The organism is Streptomyces sp. NPDC006643, assembly GCF_042870175.1.
Taxonomy (GTDB): Bacteria; Actinomycetota; Actinomycetes; order Streptomycetales; family Streptomycetaceae; genus Streptomyces.
The window spans coordinates 96,303-120,102 of the sequence record NZ_JBIAHA010000028.1; the positions used below are offsets into that span (position 1 = coordinate 96,303).

A 23,800-nucleotide genomic window follows, 5' to 3' on the forward strand; every position below is an offset into this window, starting at 1 on the left:
TTGGCGGAGCACCGAGCCCGGATGCGGCCTCGGATGTCTACGCTGGGTGGTGTCGGGCAGTCGCCGTCGGCGGAATCGCCGGCGGCCCAATGAGCCGAGGAAACCCGTGAGTGACACCCCATTCGGATTCGGCCTTCCGCCGGAGGAGCCAGAGGACGGCGACGGCAAGAAGAACGACCCCGCCGGAGGTGGTCAGGGTGCCGGCGGCAGAAGCGGCGGGGGCAACCCGTTCTCGGGGTTCGGCCTGCCGGGCGGTCCGGGCGGTGGCGCGGGCGGGGACAACCCGTTCGCCGCGATGTTCGGATCGATGAACCCGAACGACCTGGGCGCCGCCTTCCAGCAGCTCGGCCAGATGCTCAGCTACGAGGGCGGTCCCGTGAACTGGGACATGGCCAAGCAGATCGCCCGCCAGACGGTCGCACAGGGCACGTCGGACGGCACGAAGGACGCCAGCGTGAGCCCCGGCGAGCGGATCGCCGTCGAGGAGGCCGTGCGGCTGGCCGACGTGTGGCTGGACGCCGCGACGTCGCTGCCGTCGGGCGCCGGATCGACCGTGGCGTGGAGCCGCGCCGAGTGGGTCGAGGCGACACTGCCCGCCTGGCAGCAGCTCGTGGACCCGGTGGCCGAGCGGGTGGGCGCCGCCATGGGCGATGTGCTGCCCGAGGAGATGCAGGCCATGGCCGGGCCGCTGATCGGCATGATGCGCTCCATGGGCGGCGCCATGTTCGGTCAGCAGATCGGGCAGGCCGTGGGCGTCCTGGCGGGCGAGGTGGTCGGTTCGACCGACATCGGACTGCCGCTGGGTCCGGCCGGCAAGGCCGCGCTGCTGCCGCTGAACATCGCGGCCTTCGGTAAGGACCTCGGCATCCCGCAGGACGAGGTCCGGCTGTATCTGGCCCTGCGCGAGGCCGCCCACCAGCGGCTCTTCGCCCATGTGCCGTGGCTGCGGTCGCATCTGTTCGGCGCGGTCGAGGGTTACGCGCGCGGGATCAAGGTCGACTCCTCCAAGCTGGAGGACGCCGTCAGCCAGCTCGACCCGTCCAACCCCGAGCAGCTTCAGGAAGCACTCCAGCAGGGCATGTTCCAGCCGGAGGACACCGTCGAGCAGAAGGCCGCCCTGGCGCGTCTGGAGACGGCGCTCGCGCTGGTCGAGGGCTGGGTCGACGCGGTGGTGCACGAGGCGGCCAGGACCAGGCTGACGTCGGCCGACGCGCTGCGCGAGACGCTGCGCAGGCGCCGCGCGTCGGGTGGCCCGGCCGAGCAGACCTTCGCCACCCTCATCGGCCTTCAGCTGCGCCCCAGGCGGCTGCGGGACGCCTCCCGGCTCTGGGCCTCGCTCACGGACGCGCGGGGCGTGGACGGCCGTGACGGGCTCTGGGAGCACCCGGACATGCTGCCGACCGCCTCGGACCTGGACGACCCCGACGGTTTCGTGCATCACGAGCACGCGGACTTCTCCGAGCTGGACAAGATGCTCGGCGAGGCGGCGGGCGGCAAGCCGAAGCTGACCAAGGAGCCGGAGCAGGAGCCCGGGAAGGGCGCCGACGCGCCCGAGGACAAGGGCGACGACGGCAAGGGCGACGACGAGGGCAAGGACGACAGCGCCAAGTGAGCCTGCACGACGACGCCGTCCGCGTACTGGAGACGTACGACGGACAGGAAGAGCTGCGCCGCGTCTATCTGGCGCATCTGGCGGCCCGGCCGGACGGGATGTGGAAATCCTGTGAGGCCGGGCATGTCACGGCGAGCGCGCTGGTGATCGACCCGGCGAGCGGCCGGGTTCTGCTCACCCTCCACAAGAAGCTCGGCATGTGGCTGCAGATGGGCGGCCACTGCGAGCCCGGTGACAGCTCGCTCGCCGAGGCGGCGCTCCGTGAGGCCACGGAGGAGTCCGGGATCCCAGGGCTGACGCTGCTGCCCGGCGGGCCCGTACAGCTCGACCGTCACGCGATTCCGGCGCCCTGCCACTGGCATCTGGATGTCCAGTACGCCGCTCTGGCGCCGGTCGGCGCGGTCGAGGAGATCAGCGAGGAGTCGCTGGATCTGCGCTGGTTCGCGTACGACGAGGTGGCGGCGGTCGCCGACGGGTCGGTCGTACGGCTCCTGGAGCACACGCGCGCCGCGCTGTCCGGGCGGGTGCCGGGCTGACGCGGCGGTCAGGGGCGGCCTCCGAGGAGACCGCCCCTGAAGGACCATGGGCGGGCTGTCCGGTCGGGACGGACGGCCCGGACGGCCCGGACCGTACGGCGCGGTCCGGACGGCCCGTACGGAGTCAGCGTCCGTTGTTCCAGACGTTGTTCTGGTTCTGCGCGTGGGCGCCCTGCTGGCCCACGCCGAACTGCGCCCGCGCGCCCTGCCCGATGTCCGCGTTCTGCGGCGGCATGACCTCACTCGGCTGTACGAGCGCGAAGCCCTGGCCGAGGAAGCTCAGCTCCCAGCCCTCGCCCGTGTTGCCCCGCCTGCGCCGTACGCCCGAGGAGTGCGTCTGCGCCTGCATCTGCACCCGCAGCGCGGACGACCACGCCACGATCGCGTCGGCGTCGACGTTGACGTACTTGTCGGGCGTCACGTGCATCATCAGCGGCTGCCCGGACGTCATCAGCGCGACCTTGCCCCGGCCCGAGATGTTGAGCTGGTACTTGCCGGAGCCGGAGATGCCGTACTGGCTGTCCACCGCGATGACCTCGGTGTGCAGCGTGGAGTCGAGCGCCAGGACATAGGCGCTGTCGACGGTCATGCCCTCCTGGTCGACGTCCACGACGTGCACGTACTGCGCGAGGTTGGCGAAGTAGACGGTCCCCTGGCCCGAGCAGCGCATCAGGTCCAAGCCCTCGCCGGTGTTCGCCCTGGCGCGGCGCTGGCCCGCGGACTGGTACTCACCGTCGAAGTCGATGAGTCCCTGATAGGCGACCATCGCGCCCTTGCGGGCGAGGACGTCGTCCTGGCCGGTGAGCGCGACCCGCAGCAGCTGCGGATTCTGCACGACGTAGCGATCCTGGGACTGCGTTTCCGCGAGTCCGAAAAGCGGGCTCTGCATGTTGTTCTCCTCCCCCTCAGCCCCGGATCCGCAGGCGGTCCGTGCTGTCCTCGCTCGGTTGTACGACGACGATGCCCTGGCCCGAGAAGGCCATCTGGAAGGCCTCCCCGCTGCCCCGTCCGATCAGCGACGAGGCCTTGAAGCTCCGCTTGCCCTTCACCTTGAGCCCGGGTGACCAGGCCACGAGGGCGTCGGGGTCGACGTACGTCTCGTCCTCGCCACGGCCGCAGTCGACGACGATCGGCGTGCCGCGCGAGGTCAGCGCGACCCAGCCGGTGCCGGCGATCGTGACGTTCCACAGGCCCTGGCCGGCGAACTTCGCCAGTCCCTTGACCTTCTCGACGCCCCACTGGAGGTGCGCGTCGAAGGCCAGCAGATTGGTGCCGTTGACCGAGAGCGAGTCGTTGTTGAGGTTGATGACGACGACGTCGGCGCCGTAGTCGGCGAGATAGAGCAGACCGTCACCGGCGCACTTCATGATCGGCGCGCCTTCGCCCGTCACCCACTGGCTGGCGATCTGCCGTACGGCGGGCGGGTTGGGCTCGTACTGCACGAAACCCTCGTACGCGACCATCGATCCGGTGCGCGCGAAGAGGTCCTGGCCGCCGGCCATGGCGACCTTGAGCATGGTGCGGCCGTGATTCTCCATCCGGGCCGTGACGGGGGTCGGGGCGAAGCCCGCGAGTTGCTGGTTCATGTGCCGGACTCCCTCAGACCTCGTACGGCTGGACGACGATGAAGTTGCCGGGTGCTCCCCGGAACTGGAGATTCACGGTCTCTCCGCTGTGCCCCGGATACGCGTTGCGGCGCAGCCTGACCTGGCTGGAGAGGATCACCTGGGAGGCCGCCGACCAGGCGACGACGGCGTTGCAGTCGGCGAAGGTCGTGGGCGTGACCGGCAGGACCACGGGGGTGCCGTGCGTCTTCACGACGACGGTGCCGGTGCCCTGGAACTGCATGGTGAAGAGGGCTCCGCCGGGGATGCCGTGCCCCTCGATGCGGCGTACCTCGTACTGAAGGGTCTCGTCGAAGGCGAGCACGTTCTCCGCGGAGACGCAGATGGCGTCGCCCTGGAGTTCGATCGGGTGCAGATGCGAGCCCTCCTCGGCGAGGAACACCTGGCCGCGGCCGGTGCAGCGCATGAGCTGCATCTCCTGGCCGGTGGCGTTCCCGACGATGCGGCCCGCGAAGCCGGCGCTCTTGTAGCCGAATTCGACCTTGCCCTGGTACATGACCATGCTGCCCTGGCGGGCCAGGACGGGGGTGCCGCCCATGGCGAGGTCGACCCGCATCAGCTGCTGGTTCTGCGGGGTCCAGCGCTGGCCGGTGGCCGCCTCGCGGTACGGCTGGAGGGCGGCCTGGAGTCCGGGGCCGGCCTGCTGGCCCGCTTGCGGCATGCCGGGGGGCGGGGCGCCCTGGGGGTGGCCTCCGTAGGGAGGCGGCGTCTGTTGCCCGTACGGCGCGGGCGCGCCGGGTGGCTGTCCCTGACCGGGGAACTGGCCGGGGGCCTGGCCCGGGATCTGGCCGGGGGCCTGACCGGGAGCCTGACCTGGGACCTGACCGAACTGCGGCTGCTGCGGTGCCTGCGGCGGACCGGGCGGCTGCGCGTACGGCGACGGCGCGGGGGGCGGCGCCATCGGCGCGGCGACGGTGGGCGCGCCGTGCATCGGGTGCGGCGCGGGCGCCGGGGCCTGCGGCGGGGCGCCGAACGACGGCGGAGGCTGCGGGGCGGGCGGCGCTCCGAAGGACGGAGCGGGCGCGGGACCGCCGGGCGGCGGCGCGAACGCCGGTACGGCTCCGCCGGCGGGCGGCTGGGCCGCGGCCGGCTCCTCCTCGGCGACCTCGCCGCCGAAGTTCTTGAGCAGCGCGTCGAGTCCGCCGTCGAAGCCCTGGCCGACGGCGGCGAACCGCCAGACGTCCTTGAGGTAGAAGTCCCCGAGCATCACCGCGCGTTCGGTGCTGAACTCGGATCCGTTGAACGCGTAGCGGACGACCTCTTCACCGCCCGCGACGATGCGTATGTATCCGGGACCCACCTGGGACATCTGTCCGGCGCCGTCGATGGTGGCGGTGAAGGAGAGCCGGTGGATGTTCGCCGGAATACGGTCGAGAGTGACGCGGAAGGATTCGGTGTCCCCCGACTGCGCGCCCAGCAACTGGACGGATTCCTCTGGGGACTTCGGCTGATTGAAGAAGATGAAATACCGGTCGTCCGAGAGCTGTTCATTGGCGTCGAGGCCGAAACAGCTGATGTCGAACGTCAAGCCGGGCGCCGCGATCTGCACACCTACGTACAGATCCGTCCCCGGCGTGAGGTCACTGATCTTGGCCTTGTGGCCGCGTTGGAATTCCCTGGCCATGCGTAACGACCGTCCCCCATCCCGAGCTGAACACGTCGCGTCAGGCTAACGGCTAAGTGCGAGAACGAGCCAAGCCGGTACACATTCGGTACACGATCACCGAACGGGCGCGATCACTCTCCAGGGGCGGTGGGCAGATGCGGCAGCCGCTCGGCGGCGACGACTCCTTCGAGATAGCCGCGGGCCCGTTCGGTACGGGGGTACGCGGCCAGCAGCTCCCAGAAACGCGGGCCGTGTCCCGGCACGAGCAGATGGGCGAGTTCGTGGACGAGTACGTAGTCGACGACGTACTCGGGCATGCCTTGCAGCCGGTGCGACAGGCGGATGCTGCCCTCGGCCGGGGTGCAGGAGCCCCAGCGGGTGTTCTGGTTCGTGACCCACCGGACGGAGGCGGGGCGGGCCCGGCCGTCGAAATACTGCGCGGACAGCCGCTTGGCGCGATCGGTGAGATCACCGTCGTCGAGGATGCGCCTGCTCTCCTGGGCCGCGAGTTTGTCGAGCATCACGGTCACCCAGCGCCGCTCCTCGGCCTCCGACATCCGGGCCGGGATGAGCACGATGGTGCGGTCGCCCTCGCGGTAGGCCGAGACGGTCCTGTTACGCCGGGCGCTCCTGCGGACCTCGACGGCGCTGGTGGCCGGTCCGCGCTGTGGGCGGCCGGTCACGCCGCGCTCTTCGCTTCCGGCGCCGTGCGGTGGGGATTCCCCCGCAACGCGAGGGGAAGGGTCGGCGGACACGCTTCGACGTTACCCGCTGTCAGTGGAAGACGTCCCGTCGCGGGGACCATTCGATCTTGATCCACTCCATACACCCGTCATTTGAACGGCTAATTCCCCACGCCTGTGGATAACTCTCCGCGGCTCTCACCAGTTCCCTGCATTCTGGAATCGGATCTGAGGACAGGAAGCACGGGGGAGACGGAATATGCATCCAATGGTGAAGCCCGCGCTGCGCCGGGCTTGGCGGGAGCGGCAGACGGTGCAGTTCGGGATCACACCCGCACACGCGGTGGTGGTGGGCCCGGTCGATACGGCCACGGGCAGCTTTCTCGACCTGCTCGACGGCACCCGAGGACTTGAGCTGCTGCGGGACGAGGCACGGAACATGGGACTGCCGGACGGCAAGGCGGACGCGCTCGTGGACCGGCTCGCGGCGGCCGGACTGCTGGACGACAGCACGGCGGGCGGGCAGGCCGCCGAAGCGTTACGGAATCGAAAGGTCGAGCTCGACCGGTTGCGGGCCGATCTGGCGTCCCTGTCCATCACCCGACGGGAGCCGGGCGCGGCGATGGAGCGGCTGGCGGCGCGGCGCACCATGCGTGTCCAGGTGCGCGGGGCGGGTCGTGTCGGTGCGGCCGTCGCCGCCATGCTCTCGGCCTCGGGGGTGGGCCGGGTGGATGTGCTGGACAGCGGGCTCACCGAGGCATGGGACGTGGCGCCGGGCGGGCTGCCCGTTGAGTCGGTGGGTGAGCGCAGGGACGTGGCGGCCCGGCTGCTGGTGCGGCGCTCGGCTCCCGGAAGATCCGCCAGAGCCGCGGAGCCGGGTGGGGCGGAGCCGGGAGGCCCCGACGACCTGCCGGGCGGGCGGGGGGACGAGCGGACCGGGCGGGCCGAGCGCGCCGACGCGCGGGCGGCCCTGGCGAGCGGTGGTGGGGCGGGGCTGTCGCTGGTGATCGTCGCGCCCCGGGACGGGCTCGCGGCCTACGCCCCGGATCCGGCGTCCGCGGAGCGCTGGATCGCCACCGGGACCCCTCATCTCTACGCGGGAGTGGTGGAGGCCACGGGTGTGGTGGGTCCGCTGGTGCTGCCGGGTGGCACGGCGTGCGCGGGGTGTCTGGCCGAGGAGCGGACCGGGCGGGATCCGGGGTGGCCGCTGATGCTGGCGCAGTGGCGGTCGGGTCGCAGGGCGTCGGTCACACCGGCCTGTGACCTGGGGCTCGCCACCACCGTGGCCGGTCTCGCCGCCGCCCACGCGTTGTCGTTCCTGGACGGGGAGCTGCCGGCGAGCACCGGTGCGCGCTGGGAGATCACGTCGCCCCTGCTCGACTGGCGTTCGGAGCGGATCGCGCCGCATCCCGTCTGTCCCTGCGGCGCCGCCGGAGAACTGGAGGGAGAGGGGATGGCGGCGTCCGGCGGTCCGCACGACACAATGGTGCGGTAACCGCCGTACGCGGCTCGGCTGTCTGGGAATTGGAGGGGCGCATGTCTGATCTTCCCCGGAAGGCGGTCACCCGAACTGCCAAGTTGGCCGCGCTGCCACTGGGTTTCGCCGGTCGTGCCACGTGGGGTCTGGGCAAGCGGATCGGGGGCAAGTCCGCCGAGATCGTGGGCCGGGAGCTCCAGCAGCGCACGGCGGACCAGCTCTTCAAGGTGCTCGGCGAGCTGAAGGGCGGTGCCATGAAGTTCGGGCAGGCGCTGTCCGTCTTCGAGTCGGCGCTGCCGGAGGAGGTGGCGGGGCCCTATCGGGCGGCGCTCACCAAGCTCCAGGAGGCGGCCCCGCCGATGCCGACCAGCACGGTGCACAAGGTGCTGGCGGAGCGGCTCGGCGAGGAGTGGCGTGAGCTGTTCCTGGAGTTCGAGGAGAAGCCGTCGGCCGCCGCGTCGATCGGGCAGGTGCACCGGGCGGTGTGGCACGACGGGCGGGATGTGGCCGTCAAGGTCCAGTACCCGGGGGCCGGGGAGGCGCTGTTGTCGGACCTGGCCCAGCTGAGCCGGTTCGCCCGGCTGCTGGGGCCGCTGATCCCGGGCATGGACGTCAAGCCGCTGATCACCGAGTTGCGCGACCGGGTGTCGGAGGAGCTGGACTACGAGCTGGAGGCGCGGGCGCAGCGGGAGCACGCGGAGGAGTTCGCGGACGACCCCGACGTGGTCGTGCCCGATGTGGTGCACCAGAGCGAGCAGGTGCTGGTCACGGAGTGGATCGACGGCACGCCGATGGCCGACGTGATCACCGGCGGCACCGAGGAGGAGCGTGACCGCGCGGGTCAGTTGCTGGCGCGCTTCCTCTTCTCGGGCCCGGCCCGTACCGGACTGCTGCACGCGGACCCGCACCCGGGCAACTTCCGGCTGCTGCCGCCGGCCGGCGACGAGGGGGAACTGCGGCTCGGTGTGCTGGACTTCGGCACCGTGGACCGGCTGCCGGGCGGGCTTCCGGAGACGATCGGCGAGTCGTTGCGCCTGACGCTGGAGGGCGAGGCCGACGCGGTGTACGAACTCCTGCGTACGGAGGGGTTCGTCAAGGAGTCGATCGATCTCGACCCGGACGCGGTGCTGGAGTATCTGGTGCCGATCATCGAGCCGGCGGAGGCGGAGGAGTTCACCTTCACCCGGAGCTGGATGCGTACGCAGGCGGCCCGGATCGCCGATCCCCGGTCCCCGGCGCACCAGTTGGGGAAGCAGTTGAATCTGCCGCCCGCCTATCTGCTGATACATCGCGTCACGCTGAGCACGATCGGCGTGCTGTGCCAGCTGAACGCCACGGTGCGGCTCCGCGAGGAGCTGGAGGAGTGGCTGCCGGGCTTCCTGCCGGAGGAGGAGTTCGTCTACGAGGAGGCGGCCGAGGCCGAGGCGGGAGCCTAAGGCTTGAGCCCAGGACCTGTCTTTCGGGCGGCTGTCGCGGCCCGACGACGCACTGCGGGGGCCGGTCCTTTCGGACCGGCCCCCGCAGTGGTGTTCATGGCTTGAGGCGTTGTCGCGCCCGGCCGGTGGTGGTCAGTTCATGACCGCCATGGCCAGCGCGCGTCGGGCGCGCATCGACACGCGCTCGGCGCGGCGCTGCATCCGCCGGGCGGCGACCAGGCGCACGGCCTGGCGTTCCGCGTCGGCTTCACGCAGGCGCTCGGTCATATGCGCGCGTGCCATGGCTTCTGGGATGAGTTGCATCTCGCGGGTCCTGTTCTGACGCGAGTCGCTCGCGCCGGTGGTACTGACAGCTGAAATGGCGGAGCCGGACGGCTCTCGCAGGGAAGAGGTCATAGGGGCCTGCTTCTTGGGATCGTGCGTGAAAGGGCGGTCGATGGTGCCGGTGGCGTTCATGCCGCGACCGGGTTCTTGCGCGGACGGCCACGGGGCCGCTTGCGGGCCACGACCACACCCTGGATGAAAAGCTCGCCGCCCCAGACACCCCACGGCTCACGCCGCTCCTTGGCGCCGGCGAGGCAAGCCTCCATCAGCGGGCAGGTGCGGCAGAGCGACTTGGCGTACTCGACGTCGGCCGGGGACTCCGCGAAGAAGACCTCCGGGTCGTAGGCACGGCAGGGAACGGGTACGCCGAGGTTCTCGATGGCGTCGTCGAGCGCGGTGAGCGCGGTGAGCGGGGTCAAGGTGGAGTCCTCCGTGGTGCGGGCCTGGTCGATCGTTTCGGAAGGCGGTACGGACGGGGCGTGCGCTTCGAGTTGCACGGTGGTGTCTTCCTCGTCTGGTCGGTCCGGCCTGTTGGCCAGGTGTCGGCTGGTACCGGGTGGTGTCTTCTCCCGAGGCCCCTTCGCTCCATCCGTCCCGTTCGGGACAAACAGAAGGGCCGCGGATCCCGGGTGGGGTTCCGCGGCCCTGAAGGCGCCGGCCTGATCTTGAATCAGGCTGGATCTCTCCAGGGTTCAGGCCCACGGATGGCCCACATCGTGTGGTGCTGCTTGGTCTGCTTCTTCGATTCGGCACCGGCTGCCGCAAACGCATAGGCCTGGGCCTCTGCTGCTGCTACTTCTGCTGCCAGTGCCTTGCTCGGTCGCTCATTGCCGCCCGTGACAAGGAGAGCCACGGGGTTGATCCGGCCGGCGCCGACGCCGGACAGACCTGTGGTGACGAACGAAGATCCTTCAGTGGCGAGCAAACCGGGACGCAGAACGTCGAGAGAGCAGGCGGAGACGACCGAGCGATCGGTCATTTTGGCGGTGCTGACGAACTTGCTGTTGATGCTGATCACTGGAATCGCCTCCTCTCGGCGTATCGAAATCCGGATACCACTTCGGACAAGTAGAGCACGGGGACAGGGCTTCGGAGAAGCCCGCCGTTCCCGTGGTTAAGAACCTATGGTGATTCGCGGGGCGGGCGCAAACTATTTTCTCGACGAGTTTGTATCAGCTCTCCTCGTCCTCCCCAACAAGCTCCTCACCTGCGCAGATGGCAAGGACATCGGCTCCGAACCGCTCCAGCTTGCGACCGCCGACGCCGGAGATCCTGGACAGCTCGCCGTCGTCGCCCGGGACGGACTCGGCGATCGCCATCAGCGTCTTGTCGGTGAACACGCAGTAGGCGGGCTGGCCCAGCTGCTTCGCCTGGTCTGAGCGCCACTCGCGCAGCCGCTCATACAGCCCCTCGTCCATGTCCGAGGGGCAGCCCTCGCAGCGCATCAGCTTCATCTCGCCCGCGTCCGTGAGCGTCGTGCCGCAGACACGGCACAGCACCGGGCCGCGCCGCTTGCGCCGGCCGCCGCGCTCGGCGGCGCCGCCCGCCGCCGCGCCCGCGCCCCGGGTCCCCGGGGCCGCTGAGCCCGGCCGCAGACCGCTCAGGAAGCGGGTGGGGCGCCGGGAGGCCCGGCCACCGGGGGCCCTGGAGAGCGCCCACGAAAGGGAGATGTGCAGCCGGGCGCGGGTGACGCCCACGTAGAGGAGCCGGCGCTCCTCCTCGACCTGTTCGTCGGTCTTGGCGTACGTGATCGGCATCATGCCCTCGGTCAGTCCGACCAGGAACACCGCGTCCCACTCCAGGCCCTTGGCCGCGTGGAGGGAGGCGAGGGTGACTCCCTGGACCGTCGGCGCGTGCTGGGCGGCGGCGCGCTCGTCCAGCTCCGCCACCAGATCGCCGAGGGTCGCCTCCGGCTTGGCCCGTACGAAGTCCTCGGAAAGCCGCACGAGCGCGGCCAGCGACTCCCACCGGTCGCGCACGGCGCCGGAGCCCGTGGGAGGTTCGGTGGTCCAGCCCTTGGTGGAGAGGACGGCCCGCACCTGTGACGGCAGGTCCACGACGTCGTCCAGCAGGGAGTCGTTGCCGCCGAAGCGGGCCGCGCCGCGCAGGGCGGCGCCCGCCTCCCGTACCTCCTGGCGCTCGAAGAACCGCTCGGCGCCCCGGAGTTGGTAGGGCACTCCGGCGTCGGCGAGTGCCTGTTCGTAGACCTCCGACTGGGCGTTGATCCGGTACAGGACGGCGATCTCGCCGGCCGGGACGCCCGCCGCGACGAGGTCGCGGATACGGCGCGCGGTGCCTTCGGCCTCGGCCGGCTCGTCCGCGTACTCCGTGTAGACGGGCTCGGGGCCCGCGTCGCGCTGCGAGATCAGTTCCAGCCGGTGCTCGGCGGCGCGGCCCCTGGCCTGATTCAGCAGACCGTTGGCCAGGTGGACGACCTGGGGGGTGGAGCGGTAGTCACGGACCAGCTTCACCATCGTCGCGTTCGGGTGGCGCGTGCGGAAGTTCAGCAGATGGTCGGGGGTGGCGCCGGTGAACGAGTAGATCGTCTGGCTGGCGTCGCCGACGACGCACAGATTCTCCCGGTCGCCCATCCACAGTTCGAGGAGGCGCTGTTGGAGCGGGCTCACGTCCTGGTACTCGTCCACCACGAAGTGCTGGTACTGACCGCGGATCTGGTCGGCGATGTCGTGCCGGTCCTGGAGGATACCGACCGTGAGGAGCAGGACGTCCTCGAAGTCGATCACCGACCTGTCTCGTTTGAGCTGTTCGTACATCGCGTAGATCTGGCCGATTTCCGCCGGATCGCGCGGGGCGTCGCGGTGGGACTTGGCGACGGCGGCCGGATAGTCGGCGGGGACGGTCTGGGTGACCTTGGCCCACTCGATCTCGCCGGTGACGTCCCTCAACTCGTTGCGGTCGAGCCGGATGCGGCAGCGGGCCGCCGACTCCGCGACCAGCTGGACCTTGCGCTCCAGCAGACGGGGCAGCTCGCCGCCGACCACCTTGGGCCAGAAGTACTGGAGCTGGCGCAGCGCCGCCGAGTGGAACGTGCGCGCCTGGACACCGCCGGAGCCGAGCTGGCGCAGCCGTCCGCGCATCTCCCCCGCCGCCCGGTTGGTGAACGTGACGGCGAGGACGCTGGCGGGCTGGAGGATCCCGGCCCGGACGCCGTACGCGATGCGGTGGGTGATCGCGCGCGTCTTGCCCGTGCCGGCACCGGCCAGCACGCACACCGGACCGTGCAGCGCCGTCGCGACCTCGCGCTGCTCGGGGTCGAGCCCGTCGAGCACCGCGTCGGCGTCGCGCGGCGGGGCCACGAACTGGCTGCCGTCGGAATCCTGCGGGAACAGTGGGGAGTGCGTTGCTGCTGTCACCCCGCCATGCTGCCAGGTCTCGTGGGGCTGGTGCCGCACTTGTCCACAGGGGAGCCCCGTTGGTCGTACAAGTACGGGAATGGTGACCAGGTCACGTACGTTCACCTGACAGCGAAGACATTTCGAGCCTGCCAGAGGAGCGCGAGAAGACATGCCGGGGACCGTGACGATGTACAGCACCACGTGGTGCGGATACTGCCGTCGGCTCAAGGGCCAGATGGACCGCGAAGGCATCGCGTACACCGAGATCAACATCGAGCAGGACCCGGATTCGGCGGCGTTCGTCGAGAAGGCCAACGGCGGCAACCAGACGGTGCCGACCTTGCTCTTCGACGACGGTTCGACGCTGACGAACCCGTCGCTCGCGCAGGTCAAGCAGAAGGTCGGCGCCTGAGCCGTCCTCCGCACGAGAGCCCCCGCCGGTCCGGCGGGGGCTCTCGTGTCTTCCGGTGCCGAATCCAGTTCCCGTTCCGGCTCCGGCTCTGGCTCCGGTCAGTTCAGCGGCTTCGGCAGCGGCTTTCCGTACCACAGCTCCGTCAGCCGCGCCGCGATCGAGATGCCCGACGGCGGCAGGACCTCGCCCGACTCGATCGCGACCCGCAGGTCGTCGCGGGAGAACCAGCGCGCCTCCTGGATCTCGTCGCCGTCCACGGTGATCTCGGAGGACGTGGCACGGGCCATGAAGCCCAGCATCAGGCTGGAGGGGAACGGCCAGGGCTGGCTCGCGATGTACTCCACGTCGCCGACCGTGATGCCCGCCTCCTCGAACACCTCGCGGACCACGGACTGTTCGATCGACTCGCCCGGTTCCACGAAGCCCGCCAGCGTCGAGAACCGGCCCTCCGGCCAGTGCACCTGGCGGCCGAGGAGCGCGCGGTCCTGTTCGTCGGTGACGAGCATGATCACGGCGGGATCGGTACGGGGGTAGTGCTCGGCGCCGCACGCCGGGCAGCGGCGGATATGGCCCGCCGCCGCGATCACCGTGCGTTCGCCGCAGCGTGAGCAGAAGCGGTGCAGCCGCTGCCAGTTCTCCAGCGCCACGGCGTGGACCATCAGGCCCGCGTCGCGCGGGGACAGCAGCAGCCCAGCCTCGCGCAGCCCCGCGGGGCGCGCCGACTGGTCCATACGGCCCGGCAGCGAGTCCTTCTGGAGCGCGAAGTAGCTGACTCCGTCCTCGTCCGTACCGAGGAAGTAGCGGTGGGTCTCGGTGAGGGGCGCCTCGAAGGACGGGGTCATGACGAGTTCGGTGCGGCCGTCCGGGGTGTCGTCTATCAGCACCTGACCGGCGGAGACGACGAAGACCCGCGTCGTCGGGTGACTCCAGGCCGCGGCCAGCCACGCCTCGTCGAGGCGGTGGTGCGCGGCCCGGTCGATGCCGCTGTGGGCGGCGAGGACGATCGGCCGGTCTGCGGCGGAGCCTCCGCCGCTGGTGGTGGTACTCACTGGTACTTCCAACTCCCCCGGATGGATGGGTGTCTGTTCAGCGGAGAGCGGCGGCGAGATCGCTCCAGAGGTAGGCGGTCGTCTCCACGCCCTTCATAAGAAGGTCGATCTCGACCTTCTCGTCGGGCGCGTGCCAGCCGTCGGACGGTACGGAGATGCCCAGGAACAGCACGGGTGCGCCGAGCACGTCCTGGAGGTCGGCGGCGGGTCCCGAGCCGCCCTCTCGGGTGAAGAGGATCTTCTGGTCGAAGGCGCGGCCCATGGCCCGTGCGACCGACCGGAGCGCGGGATGGTCCAGCGGGGTCAGACAGGGGCGCGTGCCCGCGGCGAAGGTGGTCTTGTGGCGGATCCCGGCCGGGATCCTGGTGTCGACCCAGTCGGCGACGGCCCGCTCGATCCGGTGCGGGTCCTGGCCGGCGACGAGCCGGAACGAGAGCTTCAGCCGGGCGGACGACGGGATGATCGTCTTGCCGCCGGGGCCCTGGTAGCCGCCGCCCATGCCGTTGACCTCGGCGGTGGGGCGGGCCCAGACGCGCTCCAGGGTGGAGTGGCCCGCCTCGCCGAGTGTGCTGTGCGACTTGGCCGTACGCAGCCAGGCGTCCTCGTCGAAGGGCAGCTCGGCGATCAGCGCACGCTCGGCGTCGCTGAGCGGCGTGACGCCGTCGTAGAAGCCGGGCACGGTGACCCGCTCGTGCTCGTCGTGCAGCGCCGCCACGAGGCGGGCGGCGACGGTCGCCGGGTTGGGTACGGCGCCGCCGAAGGAGCCGGAGTGGATGTCCTGGTCGGGGCCGTACAGCTCGATCTCGCACTCCGCGAGGCCGCGCATCCCGGTGCAGACCGTGGGGGTGTCCTCGGACCACATGCCGGTGTCGGAGACGATCACGGCGTCGGCGGCGAGACGGGCCGCGCGCTGTTCGACGAGGGCGCGGAAGTGGGGTGAGCCGGACTCCTCCTCGCCCTCGACGAGCAGTTTCAGATGTACGGCGGGGGTGGTGCGGCCGGTGACGGCGAGATGGGCGCGGACGCCGAGTGTGTGGAAGAACACCTGCCCCTTGTCGTCGGCGGCGCCGCGCGCGTACAGCCGGCCGTCCCGGACGACGGGTTCGAAGGGGTCGGTGTGCCAGCCGTCCTCGCGGGCCGCGGGCTGTACGTCGTGGTGGCCGTAGACCAGGACGACCGGGGCATCCGGGTCCTCGGACGGCCACTCGGCGAAGACGGCGGGGGCGCCGGGCGTCTCCCAGACCTCCGCGACGGGGAAGCCGGTCTCGCGAAGTTTCGCCGCGAGCCAGTCGGCGCTGCGCCGTACGTCCGCGTCGTGGTCGGGCTGGGCCGAGACCGACGGGATGCGCAGCCACTCGGCGAGATCGTCGAGGAAGGCCGCACGGTGGGACCGGATGTAGTCACGGGTGTGCGTACGGACGGCGCTGTCCGGGGTCTCGCTCATGTGTCGAGCCTATCCGGCTCCGGGGGTGCTCTCGTCTGCCGTTCGCCGTTCGAGATGGGGCTCTGGCGTGTGCTCGCCAGTGACGGGGGCGGAGGGGTCTCCGTCGGCGCCCGTGCCCCCGTGCACGTCGTCGTCCGTGCCGTCGTCCGTGCCGTAAAGGAGGACGCGTTCCAGTTCGGTGCGGCCGGGCAGGCCCTCGGGGCGTACGGTCTCGCCGCTCCGTACGTAGAGGAAGGTGGCCGTGACCGCGTCCGGCGGGATGCCGTGCTGCTCGGCCCAGGCCAGGCGGTAGACGGCGAGCTGGAGCGGGTCGGCGGTACGGCCGCGGCCGGTCTTCCAGTCGACGATCTCGTACGTCACGGTGTCCGTCGCCGGGTCGACGTCGCGGTACACCGCGTCGATACGCCCCCGGATCACCCGGCCGGCGAGGGTGAGCTGGAACGGCGCCTCGACGCGGTACGGCGTGCGCCGGGCGTACGGGGTGCGGTCGAAGGCCTCCTTCAGAGCCGCCAGATCCCGTTCGTCGGCGATCTCCGGCTCGTCGTCGGCGCCGCCGGGCAGTTCGTCGGGGCCGAGCAGCGGCAGCGGCAGCTCATCGAACCGCGACTCCACCCAGGCGTGGAACCGGGTGCCGCGACGGGCCGCGCGGTGCGGCGGCCGGGGCATGGGGCGGGCCAGCTCCTGCGCGAAGCCGTCGGGGTCGGCGGCGAGGCGAAGGAGTTGAGAGGCCGAGAGCGATGGCGGTACGGGCACGTCACGCACGCGTGCGCGGGCGCGCAGCAGCTCGCCGGAGAGCGCGTCGAGGTCGCGGTCCCAGGAGGCGAGGGTGCGGGTCTCCTCGGGCGTGAGGCGTTCGCGGGGCCCGCCTCTTTCGGAGGCCGGGTCCGAGGCCGGGGGTGGGTCGGCCGGAGTACGGGGGGCCGGCAGCCGGTCCGCGGTCCGCGGGGTCTCCGGGGTCTCTGGGGTCTCACGGTGCTGCGGTGCCTCCCCGAGCTGCGGGTGTTCGCGTCCCGTCTCCCAGTCGTCCCAGTCCGCCAGGTCGTCGTGCTCCCACTCGTCCCGCTCCCACTCCTCGGCCGCCCACTCGGCGGGCTCCTCCGCCGGGTCGTACAGGGGGGCGTCGGGCTCCTCCGGCGCCGCTTCGTCGTACGGCGGCTCTCCGGCCCCGGGCGAGGCCGTCAGCGCGTCCAGATGCGCCAGGACCGTGTCCGCCGCCGTGCGGCGGCGGGCCAGGGACTCCGGGTCCAGCGGGAGCGGCCACGCCCGGGTCTCGGCCGCCGCGAGCAGGGCGGGATTCTCCTCCGTCTCCGGCGGCTCGTCGGCCCACACCTCGATCTCGCCGAAGCCGGCCGCGCAGTGGTCGTGCAGGGCGTTCAGGAAGTCCGAGGGGCCGCGGGCGCGCTTCTGGGTAGGGCCCCACCAGTGGCCGGAGCCCAGCAGCAGCGTGCGCGGGCGGGTGAACGTCACGTAGCCGAGGCGCAGTTCCTCCGTGTGCTGGTGTGCGCGCATCTCGTCCTTGAACTCCTTGAGGCCCTTGGCGTCCCACTCGGGCACCTCCGGGAGCGTCGGGGCGTCACCGCGCAGGGCGTGCGGCAGGACCTTCGACTGGGACGTCCAGGCCTCGCGCGCCTTGTTGTTGGGGAACTGCCCGGTGACCAGCCCGGGGACGGCCACGACGTCCCACTCCAGTCCCTTGGACTTGTGCGCGGTGAGGACCTTGACCGTGTTCTCGCCGCCCGGCAGCGCGTTGTCGAGTCCCTTCTCGTACTGCGCGGCCGTCCTCAGGAAGGCGAGGAAGGCGAGGAGCGTGGCGTCCCCGTCGAGCGCGGCGAAGGAGGCCGCCGTGTCGAGAAAGTTGCCGAGGGTCTCGCGCCGGCGCGCGGCCAGGGCGTGCGGCGACGCGGAGAGTTCGACCTCCAGGCCGGTGGTGGCGAGGACCCGGTGCAGGACGTCCATCAGCGGGTCGGCCAGCGAGCGGCGCAGATCACGCAGTTCGGCGGCGAGCCGGGCGAACCGGACGCGCGCGGCGGCCGAGAACGGCAGACCGTCGTCCTTGCCGCCGGCCGACTCCAGGAACGTGTCGAGCGCGTCGGCGAGCGATATCACCTCGGCGGGGTCGGTGCCCTCGACTGCCGCCGCCAGCCGTTCGTCGATGTCGTCCGCGTCGGCGCCGCCCGCGCGGTGGACCAGCAGGCGCGCGCGGCGGCCGAGGAGGGCCAGGTCTCGGGGGCCGATCCGCCAGCGCGGGCCGGTGAGCAGCCGTACCAAGGAGGCGTTGGCGCCGGGATCCTGGAGGACCTCGCACATCGCCACGAGGTCGGCGACCTCCGGAAGATGCAGCAGCCCGGAGAGACCGACGACCTCGACGGGCACGTCACGGGCGACCAGCGCGCTCTGGATCGCGGGGAAGTCACCGGCGGTGCGGCACAGTACCGCGATCTGGCCGGGCTCCTTGCCCGTGCGCACCAGATGCGCCACGGAGTCGGCGAGCCAGTCCAACTCGTCGGCATGGGTACGGAGAAGGGCGCACCGCACGATGCCGTCGCGTTCGGCGCCGGGCGCGGGACGCAGGGCCTCCACGCCCGCGTGCATGGCGCGCAGCGGCGCCGCGAGGCCGTTGGCGAGATCGAGCAGGCGGCCACCACTGCGGCGGTTCTCGCTGAGCGAGAAGCGGGCCGCGGGGGTGCCGTCGCCGAACGGGAAGTGGGAGGGGAAGTCGTCCAGGTTGGCGACTGAGGCACCGCGCCAGCCGTAGATCGCCTGACAGGGGTCGCCGACGGCCGTCACGGCGTGGCCGGTGCCGGCGCCGAAGAGGCCGGACAGGAGCAGGCGTTGGGCCACGGACGTGTCCTGGTACTCGTCCAGCAGGACGACGCGGAACTCGTCCCGCAGGATGCGGCCGACCTCGGGCCTGGTGAGGGCCAGCCGCGCGGAGAGGGCGATCTGGTCGCCGAAGTCGAGCAGGTCGCGGGCGCTCTTGGCCGCCCGGTAGCGCTCCACCAGATCGAGGAGTTCACGGCGGGCGGTGGCGGTCTCGGGCACCTTGCGCAGGTCGGCGTTGCTGAGCCGGGCGGCTTCGAGGGTGTGCAGCAGTTCGGTGTCGTACGCGGCGAGGTCGCCGGTCGGCACGAGATGCTCGGCCAACTCGGCGTCGAGCGCCAGCAGATCGCCGACCAGGGCGGGGAACGACCGGGTCAGGGAGGGGTACGGGCCGGGGGCTTCCTTCAGCACCCGCGCGGCGAGTTGGTAGCGCGTGGCGTCGGCGAGCAGCCGGGCGGTCGGCTCCAGCCCTATCCGCAGCCCGTGGTCGGTGAGGAGCTGCCCGGCGAACGCGTGGTAGGTGGAGATGCGGGGCTCGCCCGGCGGGTTGTCCTGGTCGAGCAGATCGGGGTCGGTCACCCCGGCCCGTACGAGCGCGGTGCGGACCCGCTCGGCCAGCTCGGCCGCCGCCTTGTTGGTGAAGGTGAGCCCGAGGACCTGTTCGGGGGCGACCTGGCCGGTGCCCACCAGCCACACCACGCGCGCGGCCATCACCGTCGTCTTGCCCGAGCCCGCCCCGGCGACGATCACCTGCGGCGCGGGCGGTGCGGTGATGCACGCCGTCTGCTCCGGGGTGAACGGGATGCCGAGGAGTTCGTTGAGCTGCGCGGGGTCGGTGATACGTGCGGACACTTCAGAGAGGCTATCGGGGACCACTGACAGGCGGACGCCGGGCACATCGGACAGATCGGGACGTCATGGCCGACGGGCCGGCTGCCGGACCGTCAGGGGTCCCCGGCGCCTCACAGGGCGGGTGACCCGCTCGTCGACCGCCGGAGGTCACGCAGGTCGACGGTCTCGGCGGCGGCCGGCGCCGCGGCCTTGACCGGCACGCCGAAGTCCGTGAAGAGGACCGTGCCCGGCGCCTGGCCGCCCTCGCTGACCGTCTTCAGCAGATAGGGCTTCCCCTCGGCCGCCACATAGGCCGTGCGGGTCCCGTCGGTCTCCCGCTTCACCAGCGTCGCCGCCTTGCGGCCTTCGACCTCGGCGGCTGCGCCTCTGGTGAGACCCTTGGCGTCGGCGGCGTGCACGCCGTCCAGCATCGCGTCCAGGTCGCACGCGCCGCCGAGCGCGCGGGCGGAGGCGCCGGCGCCCGCGGGGATGTGGAGCCACTTGCCCCGCAGCGACGCGACCAGTTCGTCGGCCATGCCGGTGTCGGCGTTCACGTCGTTCGCACCGGTCTCGTCGTTCGCGCCGGTCTGGTCGTTCGCGTCGTTCCCACCGGTCTCGTCGTTCGCGTCGGTCACGTCGTTCTCGCCGGACGCGATCGACCGCCAGAACTCGTCGTCGCCCCTGACGTACGTGACGCCCTTCACCACGGCGAACTCCGCCTCGCTGTCGTCCCGGCGCAGTCCCCCCGTGCACGTGCCGTCCTTGTCCAGCGAGAAGTCGACCTTGAGGCGTCGCCCGTCCTCCGTACCCTCCGCCGTCAGACGCAGCGACGGCGCGCCCTTGGTCGCCGTCACGGCCTCGCGGGCGATCCGCTCGGCGGTCAGGCCCGCGAACGGATCCGTGGCTCCCGTCGACTGCGCGGTCGCCCGCTTCGCGGCAGCCGCCGCCTCCTTCTCGGCCGTGCCCGCCGCCACATGGGCGGCGCCGCCGGTGGCGCAACTCGCCGCACCGGCCACGGTAATGGCGCCCACCAGCGCCGGCATCAGGAACTTCCTTCTGATCGCGGTCATCGTCTCTCCTCGCACCTCTGGCACGTTTCGCACGCCGTGCCCGGGTGCCGTTCCCTTTCCGGCCGTGTGAGGAGTCGCGAAGGGTGCATGTGCACGAGGGGATTCATCCGGGAGAGGCACTCACTCCACGATCTGCTGCCCTTCCGGCCGCGCGCTGCACGAGGCGCGGAAGGAGCAGTGCGCGCAGTGCTGGCCGGCGCTGGGGGTGAAGCGTTCGTCCAGGACGCGCCCGGCCGCCGTAGCCAGCAGATCGCCGACCCACTCACCCGCCAGCGGCTCCTGCGCCTGGATCTTGGGCAGGTCCTCGCCGCCTTCCTTCTTGGCCGCGGCCTGCCTCAGTTGTACGAGTTCGGCGCCGCCCGGCTCCGGTCGCCGCCCGTCGAAGACCTCGTCCACCGCGCCCTCCCCCACCGCGAGCTGATACACGGCGAGCTGCGGGTGGTGCGCGACCTCTTCCTTGGTAGGAGCGGCCTTGCCGGTCTTGAAGTCGACCACGTAGGCGCGCCCTTGGGGGTCCTGCTCCACGCGGTCCATTGAGCCCCGGATCCGTACCTCGTACGCGCCCGCCTCCAGGGTGACGTCGAAGGCGTGCTCGGTGGCCGCCGGGGTACGCCCGGCGCGGTCCATCACATGCCAGCGCAGGAAGCGCTCCAGCGCCACGCGCGCGTGCTTCTTCTCCTGCTGGGACTTCCAGGGCGCGTCGAAGGCGAGTCCGTCCCAGACGGAGTCGAGGCGCTCCATGAGGACGGCGAGGTCGGCGGGGGTACGGCCGGAGGCCACCTCGTCCGCCAGGACGTGGACGACGTTGCCGAAGCCCTGCGCGGCCGTGGACAGTTCGTCCGCCTTGACCTCGCGGCCCAGGAACCACTGGAGGGCGCAGGTGTTGGCGAGTTGGTCCAGCGCGCTGCCGGAGAGCGCGACGGGCCGGTCCCTGTCGCGCAGGGGGACGGCGCTGTGCGTCGGCTCGTACAGCCCCCACCAGCGGTCCGGATGGGCGGTGGGGACGAGTGGCTGGCCCTCCTCGTCGCTGAGCGCGGCGAGCCGGGCGAGGCGGCGGGCCGCCGCGTCGCGCAGCACCGGTGTCGCCCGCGGGTCGACGGTCGTGGCGCGCAGCTCGGCCACGAGCGCGGCGACGGCCAGCGGGCGGCGCGGCCGGCCGGTGACGTCCTTGGGGTCGACGCCGAGTTCGGTGAGGAAGCGGGACGGCTGGTCGCCGTCGTCGGCGGGCGCCTTGACCGCCGTGACGACGAGTCGTTCACGGGCGCGGGTCGCCGCCACGTAGAAGAGGCGTCGCTCCTCCGTGAGGAGGGCGCCGGGAGTCAGGGGCTCGGCCAGGCCGTCGCGGCCGATCCTGTCCGCCTCCAGAAGAGAGCCGCGACGCCGGAGGTCGGGCCAGAGCCCCTCCTGGACTCCCGCGACGACGACGAGCCGCCACTCAAGGCCCTTGGAGCGGTGCGCGGTCATCAGACGGACGGCGTCGGGGCGTACGGCCCTGCCGCTGAGCGTGTCGGCGGCGATGTCCTGTGCGTCGATCTCCTCAAGGAAGTTGAGGGCGCCGCGCCCGCCGGTGCGTTCCTCGGCCCGTGCCGCGGCGTCGAACAGGGCGCACACGGCGTCGAGGTCGCGGTCGGCGTTACGGCCCGCGGCCCCGCCGCGCAGGGCGGACCTCTCCAGCCTGGCCGGCCAGGGGGTGCCGTCCCACAGCTCCCAGAGCGCCTCCTCGGCGGTGCCGCCGCCCGCCAGCAGGTCGCGTGCCTTGGCGAGCAGCGCGCCGAGCCGCTGCGCGCCGCGCGCGTGGGCGGGGTCGTGGGTGACGAGCCGCTGCGGTTCGGCGAGGGCACGGGCCAGGAGTACGTCCGAGGGCGGCGGTACGCGGTTGCCGGCGGCCCGCTCCTCGTCGCGCAGCGCCCGGCCGAGGCGGCGGAGGTCGGCGGCGTCCATGCCGCCGAGGGGGGAGGTGAGCAGCGCGAGCGCGGTCTCGACGTCGAGCCCGTCGCCGCCCTCGGCTTCGGCACCGCCGTCGGCGTCAGCGGAGGTGGAGGCGTCCGGGCCGGTGTCCGCGACGTCCGGCTCCGCCCCGCTCTCCGTCTCCCCCCGTGCCGACCGCACCGCCGCCGTGGCGACCGCGCGCAGCGCCGTCAGCAGCGGCGACACCGCCGGTTCGTGACGCAGTGGCACATCGTCGCCGTCGATCTCCAGCGGCACGCCCGCCGAGGTCAGCGCCCGTCGCACGGCCGGGATCGTCCGGCCTCCGGCACGTACCAGCACCGCCATCTCGCTCCACGGCACGCCCTCTTCAAGATGCGCGCGCCGCAGGATGTCGGCGACGTTCTCCAGTTCGGTCGAGGCGGTCGGATAGGTGTACGTCTCGACCCGGCCGCCCTCGCGGACCGCCGCCAGCTCGCGGTGAGCCCGTACCTTCTCGGCGGGCAGCCGGTTCAGCGGCATCCTGCGGGTCAGTAGCCGGGTCGCGGCGAGCAGCGCCGCGCCGGCGCGCCGGGAGGTCGTCAGGACCTCCACCGGGGCCGGCCGGCCGTCGGCGCGCGGGAAGGCGTCCGGGAAGTCGAGGATGCCGTTCACATCGGCGCCCCGGAAGGCGTAGATGGACTGGTCCGGGTCGCCGAACGCGACCAGCGTGCGCCCGTGCCCGGCGACCGCCCTGAGCAGTCTGACCTGCGCCGGGTCGGTGTCCTGGTACTCGTCGACGAACACCGCGTCGTACCGGTCGGCCAGGTGCGCCGCGACCTCGGGCCGCTCGGCGAGCAGCACGGCCCGATGGACCAGTTCCGAGTAGTCGAGGACGCCCTGCATGTCCAGGACGTCGAGGTATTCGGCGAGGAAGGAGGCGGCGGCCGTCCAGTCGGGGCGGCCCGTGCGCCGCGCGAAGGCACCCAGGGAGTCCGGGCCGAGCCCCAGTTCACGGCTGCGGGCGAGCACCGCGCGTACCTCGTCGGCGAAGCCGCGCGTGGTGAGGCAGGCCCGCAGCTCGTCGGGCCAGCGGACGCGCGCCAGCCCCTGGCGCTCCAGGTCGAGCTGGCCGGCGAGCAGGTCCCGTACGGCGACGTCCTGCTCCGGTCCCGAGAGCAGCCGCAGCGGCTCGGTGAAGAGGTCGGCCTCCTGGTGGGCACGGATCAGCGCGTAACAGAATGAGTGGAACGTGGTCGCCTGCGGCCCCTGCGCGCCGCCCAGCCTGACCGCCGTACGGTCGCGCAGTTCGACGGCGGCCTTGCGGCTGAAGGTGAGGACGAGCATCCGTTCCGGATCGGCGCCGCGCGCGACCCGCGCGGCGACGCTCTCGACCAGCGTGGTCGTCTTCCCCGTGCCGGGCCCCGCGAGGACGAGCAACGGTCCGCGGTCATGGTCAACCACCGGGCGCTGCGCTGCGTCCAGCACAGGGGGATCCGCCGCGACCGGCGCTGTGCGCAGCAGTCGGTACGCACCGGAAGTCCGCTGCCGTACCCGACGGTGCGGGGTACGCCCGGTGAAGGAGGAGGAGCTCACGTGGATCGCCGGTCCTGG

Annotated in this window: 18 protein-coding genes; 5 read left to right on the forward strand and 13 right to left on the reverse strand. The window is 71.9% G+C overall.

Annotated features, from left to right (window positions below):
* Positions 1-106: 106 nt before the first annotated feature.
* Together ACFYNU_RS31955 and ACFYNU_RS31960 are read left to right on the forward strand one after the other, a co-directional pair.
* Complete coding sequence (locus ACFYNU_RS31955; protein WP_356586233.1) at positions 107-1,612, forward strand: zinc-dependent metalloprotease; 1,506 nt, start codon at positions 107-109, stop codon at positions 1,610-1,612.
* On the forward strand, positions 1,609-2,148 hold the full coding sequence (locus tag ACFYNU_RS31960; RefSeq protein WP_356586231.1) for an NUDIX hydrolase: 540 nt from the start codon (positions 1,609-1,611) through the stop codon (positions 2,146-2,148). Before ACFYNU_RS31955 ends, ACFYNU_RS31960 begins: the two co-directional genes overlap by 4 nt.
* Positions 2,149-2,272: 124 nt before the next feature.
* Here the strand turns inward: ACFYNU_RS31960 and ACFYNU_RS31965 are convergent, their stop codons facing one another.
* The 4 genes from ACFYNU_RS31965 to ACFYNU_RS31980 all read right to left on the reverse strand — a co-directional run bounded on the left by ACFYNU_RS31965 (position 2,273) and on the right by ACFYNU_RS31980 (position 6,134).
* Positions 2,273-3,037 (reverse strand): AIM24 family protein, encoded by a 765-nt coding sequence (locus ACFYNU_RS31965; protein WP_356586229.1) that lies wholly within the window; start codon positions 3,035-3,037, stop codon positions 2,273-2,275.
* A gap of 16 nt (positions 3,038-3,053) precedes the next feature.
* Positions 3,054-3,734, reverse strand: coding sequence for an AIM24 family protein (locus ACFYNU_RS31970; RefSeq protein WP_356586227.1), 681 nt, complete (start codon positions 3,732-3,734; stop codon positions 3,054-3,056).
* Between the two features lie 13 nt (positions 3,735-3,747).
* On the reverse strand, positions 3,748-5,397 hold the full coding sequence (locus ACFYNU_RS31975; protein WP_356586225.1) for a TerD family protein: 1,650 nt from the start codon (positions 5,395-5,397) through the stop codon (positions 3,748-3,750).
* Positions 5,398-5,510: 113 nt separating this feature from the next.
* Entirely contained in the window at positions 5,511-6,134 is a 624-nt protein-coding gene (locus ACFYNU_RS31980; protein WP_356586223.1) for a M48 family metallopeptidase, read from the reverse strand.
* Between the two features lie 187 nt (positions 6,135-6,321).
* On the opposite strand from ACFYNU_RS31980, the gene ACFYNU_RS31985 reads away from it, so the two are divergent.
* Positions 6,322-7,557, forward strand: a complete 1,236-nt coding sequence (locus ACFYNU_RS31985) for a ThiF family adenylyltransferase (RefSeq protein ID WP_356586221.1) — start codon at positions 6,322-6,324, stop codon at positions 7,555-7,557.
* A 41-nt stretch (positions 7,558-7,598) separates the two neighbouring features.
* On the forward strand, positions 7,599-8,975 hold the full coding sequence (locus ACFYNU_RS31990) for an AarF/ABC1/UbiB kinase family protein (RefSeq protein ID WP_356586219.1): 1,377 nt from the start codon (positions 7,599-7,601) through the stop codon (positions 8,973-8,975).
* A 132-nt stretch (positions 8,976-9,107) separates the two neighbouring features.
* On the opposite strand, the gene ACFYNU_RS31995 is transcribed toward ACFYNU_RS31990, so the two are convergent.
* From ACFYNU_RS31995 to ACFYNU_RS32010, 4 genes are all read right to left on the reverse strand, one after another.
* On the reverse strand, positions 9,108-9,431 hold the full coding sequence (locus ACFYNU_RS31995; RefSeq protein WP_069630862.1) for a hypothetical protein: 324 nt from the start codon (positions 9,429-9,431) through the stop codon (positions 9,108-9,110).
* A complete protein-coding gene (locus ACFYNU_RS32000) occupies positions 9,428-9,796 on the reverse strand; it encodes a WhiB family transcriptional regulator (protein WP_023538814.1) in 369 nt (122 codons plus the stop codon). Before ACFYNU_RS32000 ends, ACFYNU_RS31995 begins: the two co-directional genes overlap by 4 nt.
* A 173-nt stretch (positions 9,797-9,969) precedes the next feature.
* A complete protein-coding gene (locus tag ACFYNU_RS32005) occupies positions 9,970-10,317 on the reverse strand; it encodes a hypothetical protein (protein ID WP_356586216.1) in 348 nt (115 codons plus the stop codon).
* 154 nt (positions 10,318-10,471) lie between these two features.
* On the reverse strand, positions 10,472-12,673 hold the full coding sequence (locus tag ACFYNU_RS32010; RefSeq protein WP_388768000.1) for an ATP-dependent DNA helicase UvrD2: 2,202 nt from the start codon (positions 12,671-12,673) through the stop codon (positions 10,472-10,474).
* A 151-nt stretch (positions 12,674-12,824) separates the two neighbouring features.
* Between ACFYNU_RS32010 and ACFYNU_RS32015 the strand changes: the two genes are divergently transcribed.
* Positions 12,825-13,067, forward strand: coding sequence for a mycoredoxin (locus ACFYNU_RS32015; RefSeq protein ID WP_023538817.1), 243 nt, complete (start codon positions 12,825-12,827; stop codon positions 13,065-13,067).
* Positions 13,068-13,165: 98 nt separating this feature from the next.
* On the opposite strand, the gene nudC is transcribed toward ACFYNU_RS32015, so the two are convergent.
* The 5 genes from nudC to ACFYNU_RS32040 form a co-directional block, all read right to left on the reverse strand.
* Positions 13,166-14,116: an NAD(+) diphosphatase gene (nudC, locus tag ACFYNU_RS32020; protein ID WP_356586214.1), complete on the reverse strand. Its 951-nt coding sequence runs from the start codon at positions 14,114-14,116 to the stop codon at positions 13,166-13,168.
* Positions 14,117-14,153: 37 nt separating this feature from the next.
* A complete protein-coding gene (locus tag ACFYNU_RS32025) occupies positions 14,154-15,560 on the reverse strand; it encodes a dipeptidase (RefSeq protein WP_356586212.1) in 1,407 nt (468 codons plus the stop codon).
* A gap of 9 nt (positions 15,561-15,569) precedes the next feature.
* A complete protein-coding gene (locus ACFYNU_RS32030) occupies positions 15,570-19,232 on the reverse strand; it encodes a UvrD-helicase domain-containing protein (RefSeq protein ID WP_356586210.1) in 3,663 nt (1,220 codons plus the stop codon).
* 110 nt (positions 19,233-19,342) lie between these two features.
* On the reverse strand, positions 19,343-20,281 hold the full coding sequence (locus ACFYNU_RS32035; protein WP_356586208.1) for a hypothetical protein: 939 nt from the start codon (positions 20,279-20,281) through the stop codon (positions 19,343-19,345).
* Positions 20,282-20,401: 120 nt separating this feature from the next.
* Positions 20,402-23,782, reverse strand: a complete 3,381-nt coding sequence (locus ACFYNU_RS32040; protein WP_356586206.1) for an ATP-dependent DNA helicase — start codon at positions 23,780-23,782, stop codon at positions 20,402-20,404.
* Positions 23,783-23,800: the final 18 nt, after the last annotated feature.

Coding starts and splice junctions, on each gene's coding strand:
- ACFYNU_RS31965 (WP_356586229.1), bottom strand. CDS start 3,037: ATGCAGAGCCCGCTTTTCGGACTCGCGGAAACGCAGTCCCAGGATCGC.
- ACFYNU_RS31970 (WP_356586227.1), bottom strand. CDS start 3,734: ATGAACCAGCAACTCGCGGGCTTCGCCCCGACCCCCGTCACGGCCCGG.
- ACFYNU_RS31975 (WP_356586225.1), bottom strand. CDS start 5,397: ATGGCCAGGGAATTCCAACGCGGCCACAAGGCCAAGATCAGTGACCTC.
- ACFYNU_RS31985 (WP_356586221.1), top strand. CDS start 6,322: ATGCATCCAATGGTGAAGCCCGCGCTGCGCCGGGCTTGGCGGGAGCGG.
- ACFYNU_RS31990 (WP_356586219.1), top strand. CDS start 7,599: ATGTCTGATCTTCCCCGGAAGGCGGTCACCCGAACTGCCAAGTTGGCC.
- ACFYNU_RS31995 (WP_069630862.1), bottom strand. CDS start 9,431: ATGAACGCCACCGGCACCATCGACCGCCCTTTCACGCACGATCCCAAG.
- ACFYNU_RS32015 (WP_023538817.1), top strand. CDS start 12,825: ATGCCGGGGACCGTGACGATGTACAGCACCACGTGGTGCGGATACTGC.
- ACFYNU_RS32025 (WP_356586212.1), bottom strand. CDS start 15,560: ATGAGCGAGACCCCGGACAGCGCCGTCCGTACGCACACCCGTGACTAC.
- ACFYNU_RS32035 (WP_356586208.1), bottom strand. CDS start 20,281: ATGACCGCGATCAGAAGGAAGTTCCTGATGCCGGCGCTGGTGGGCGCC.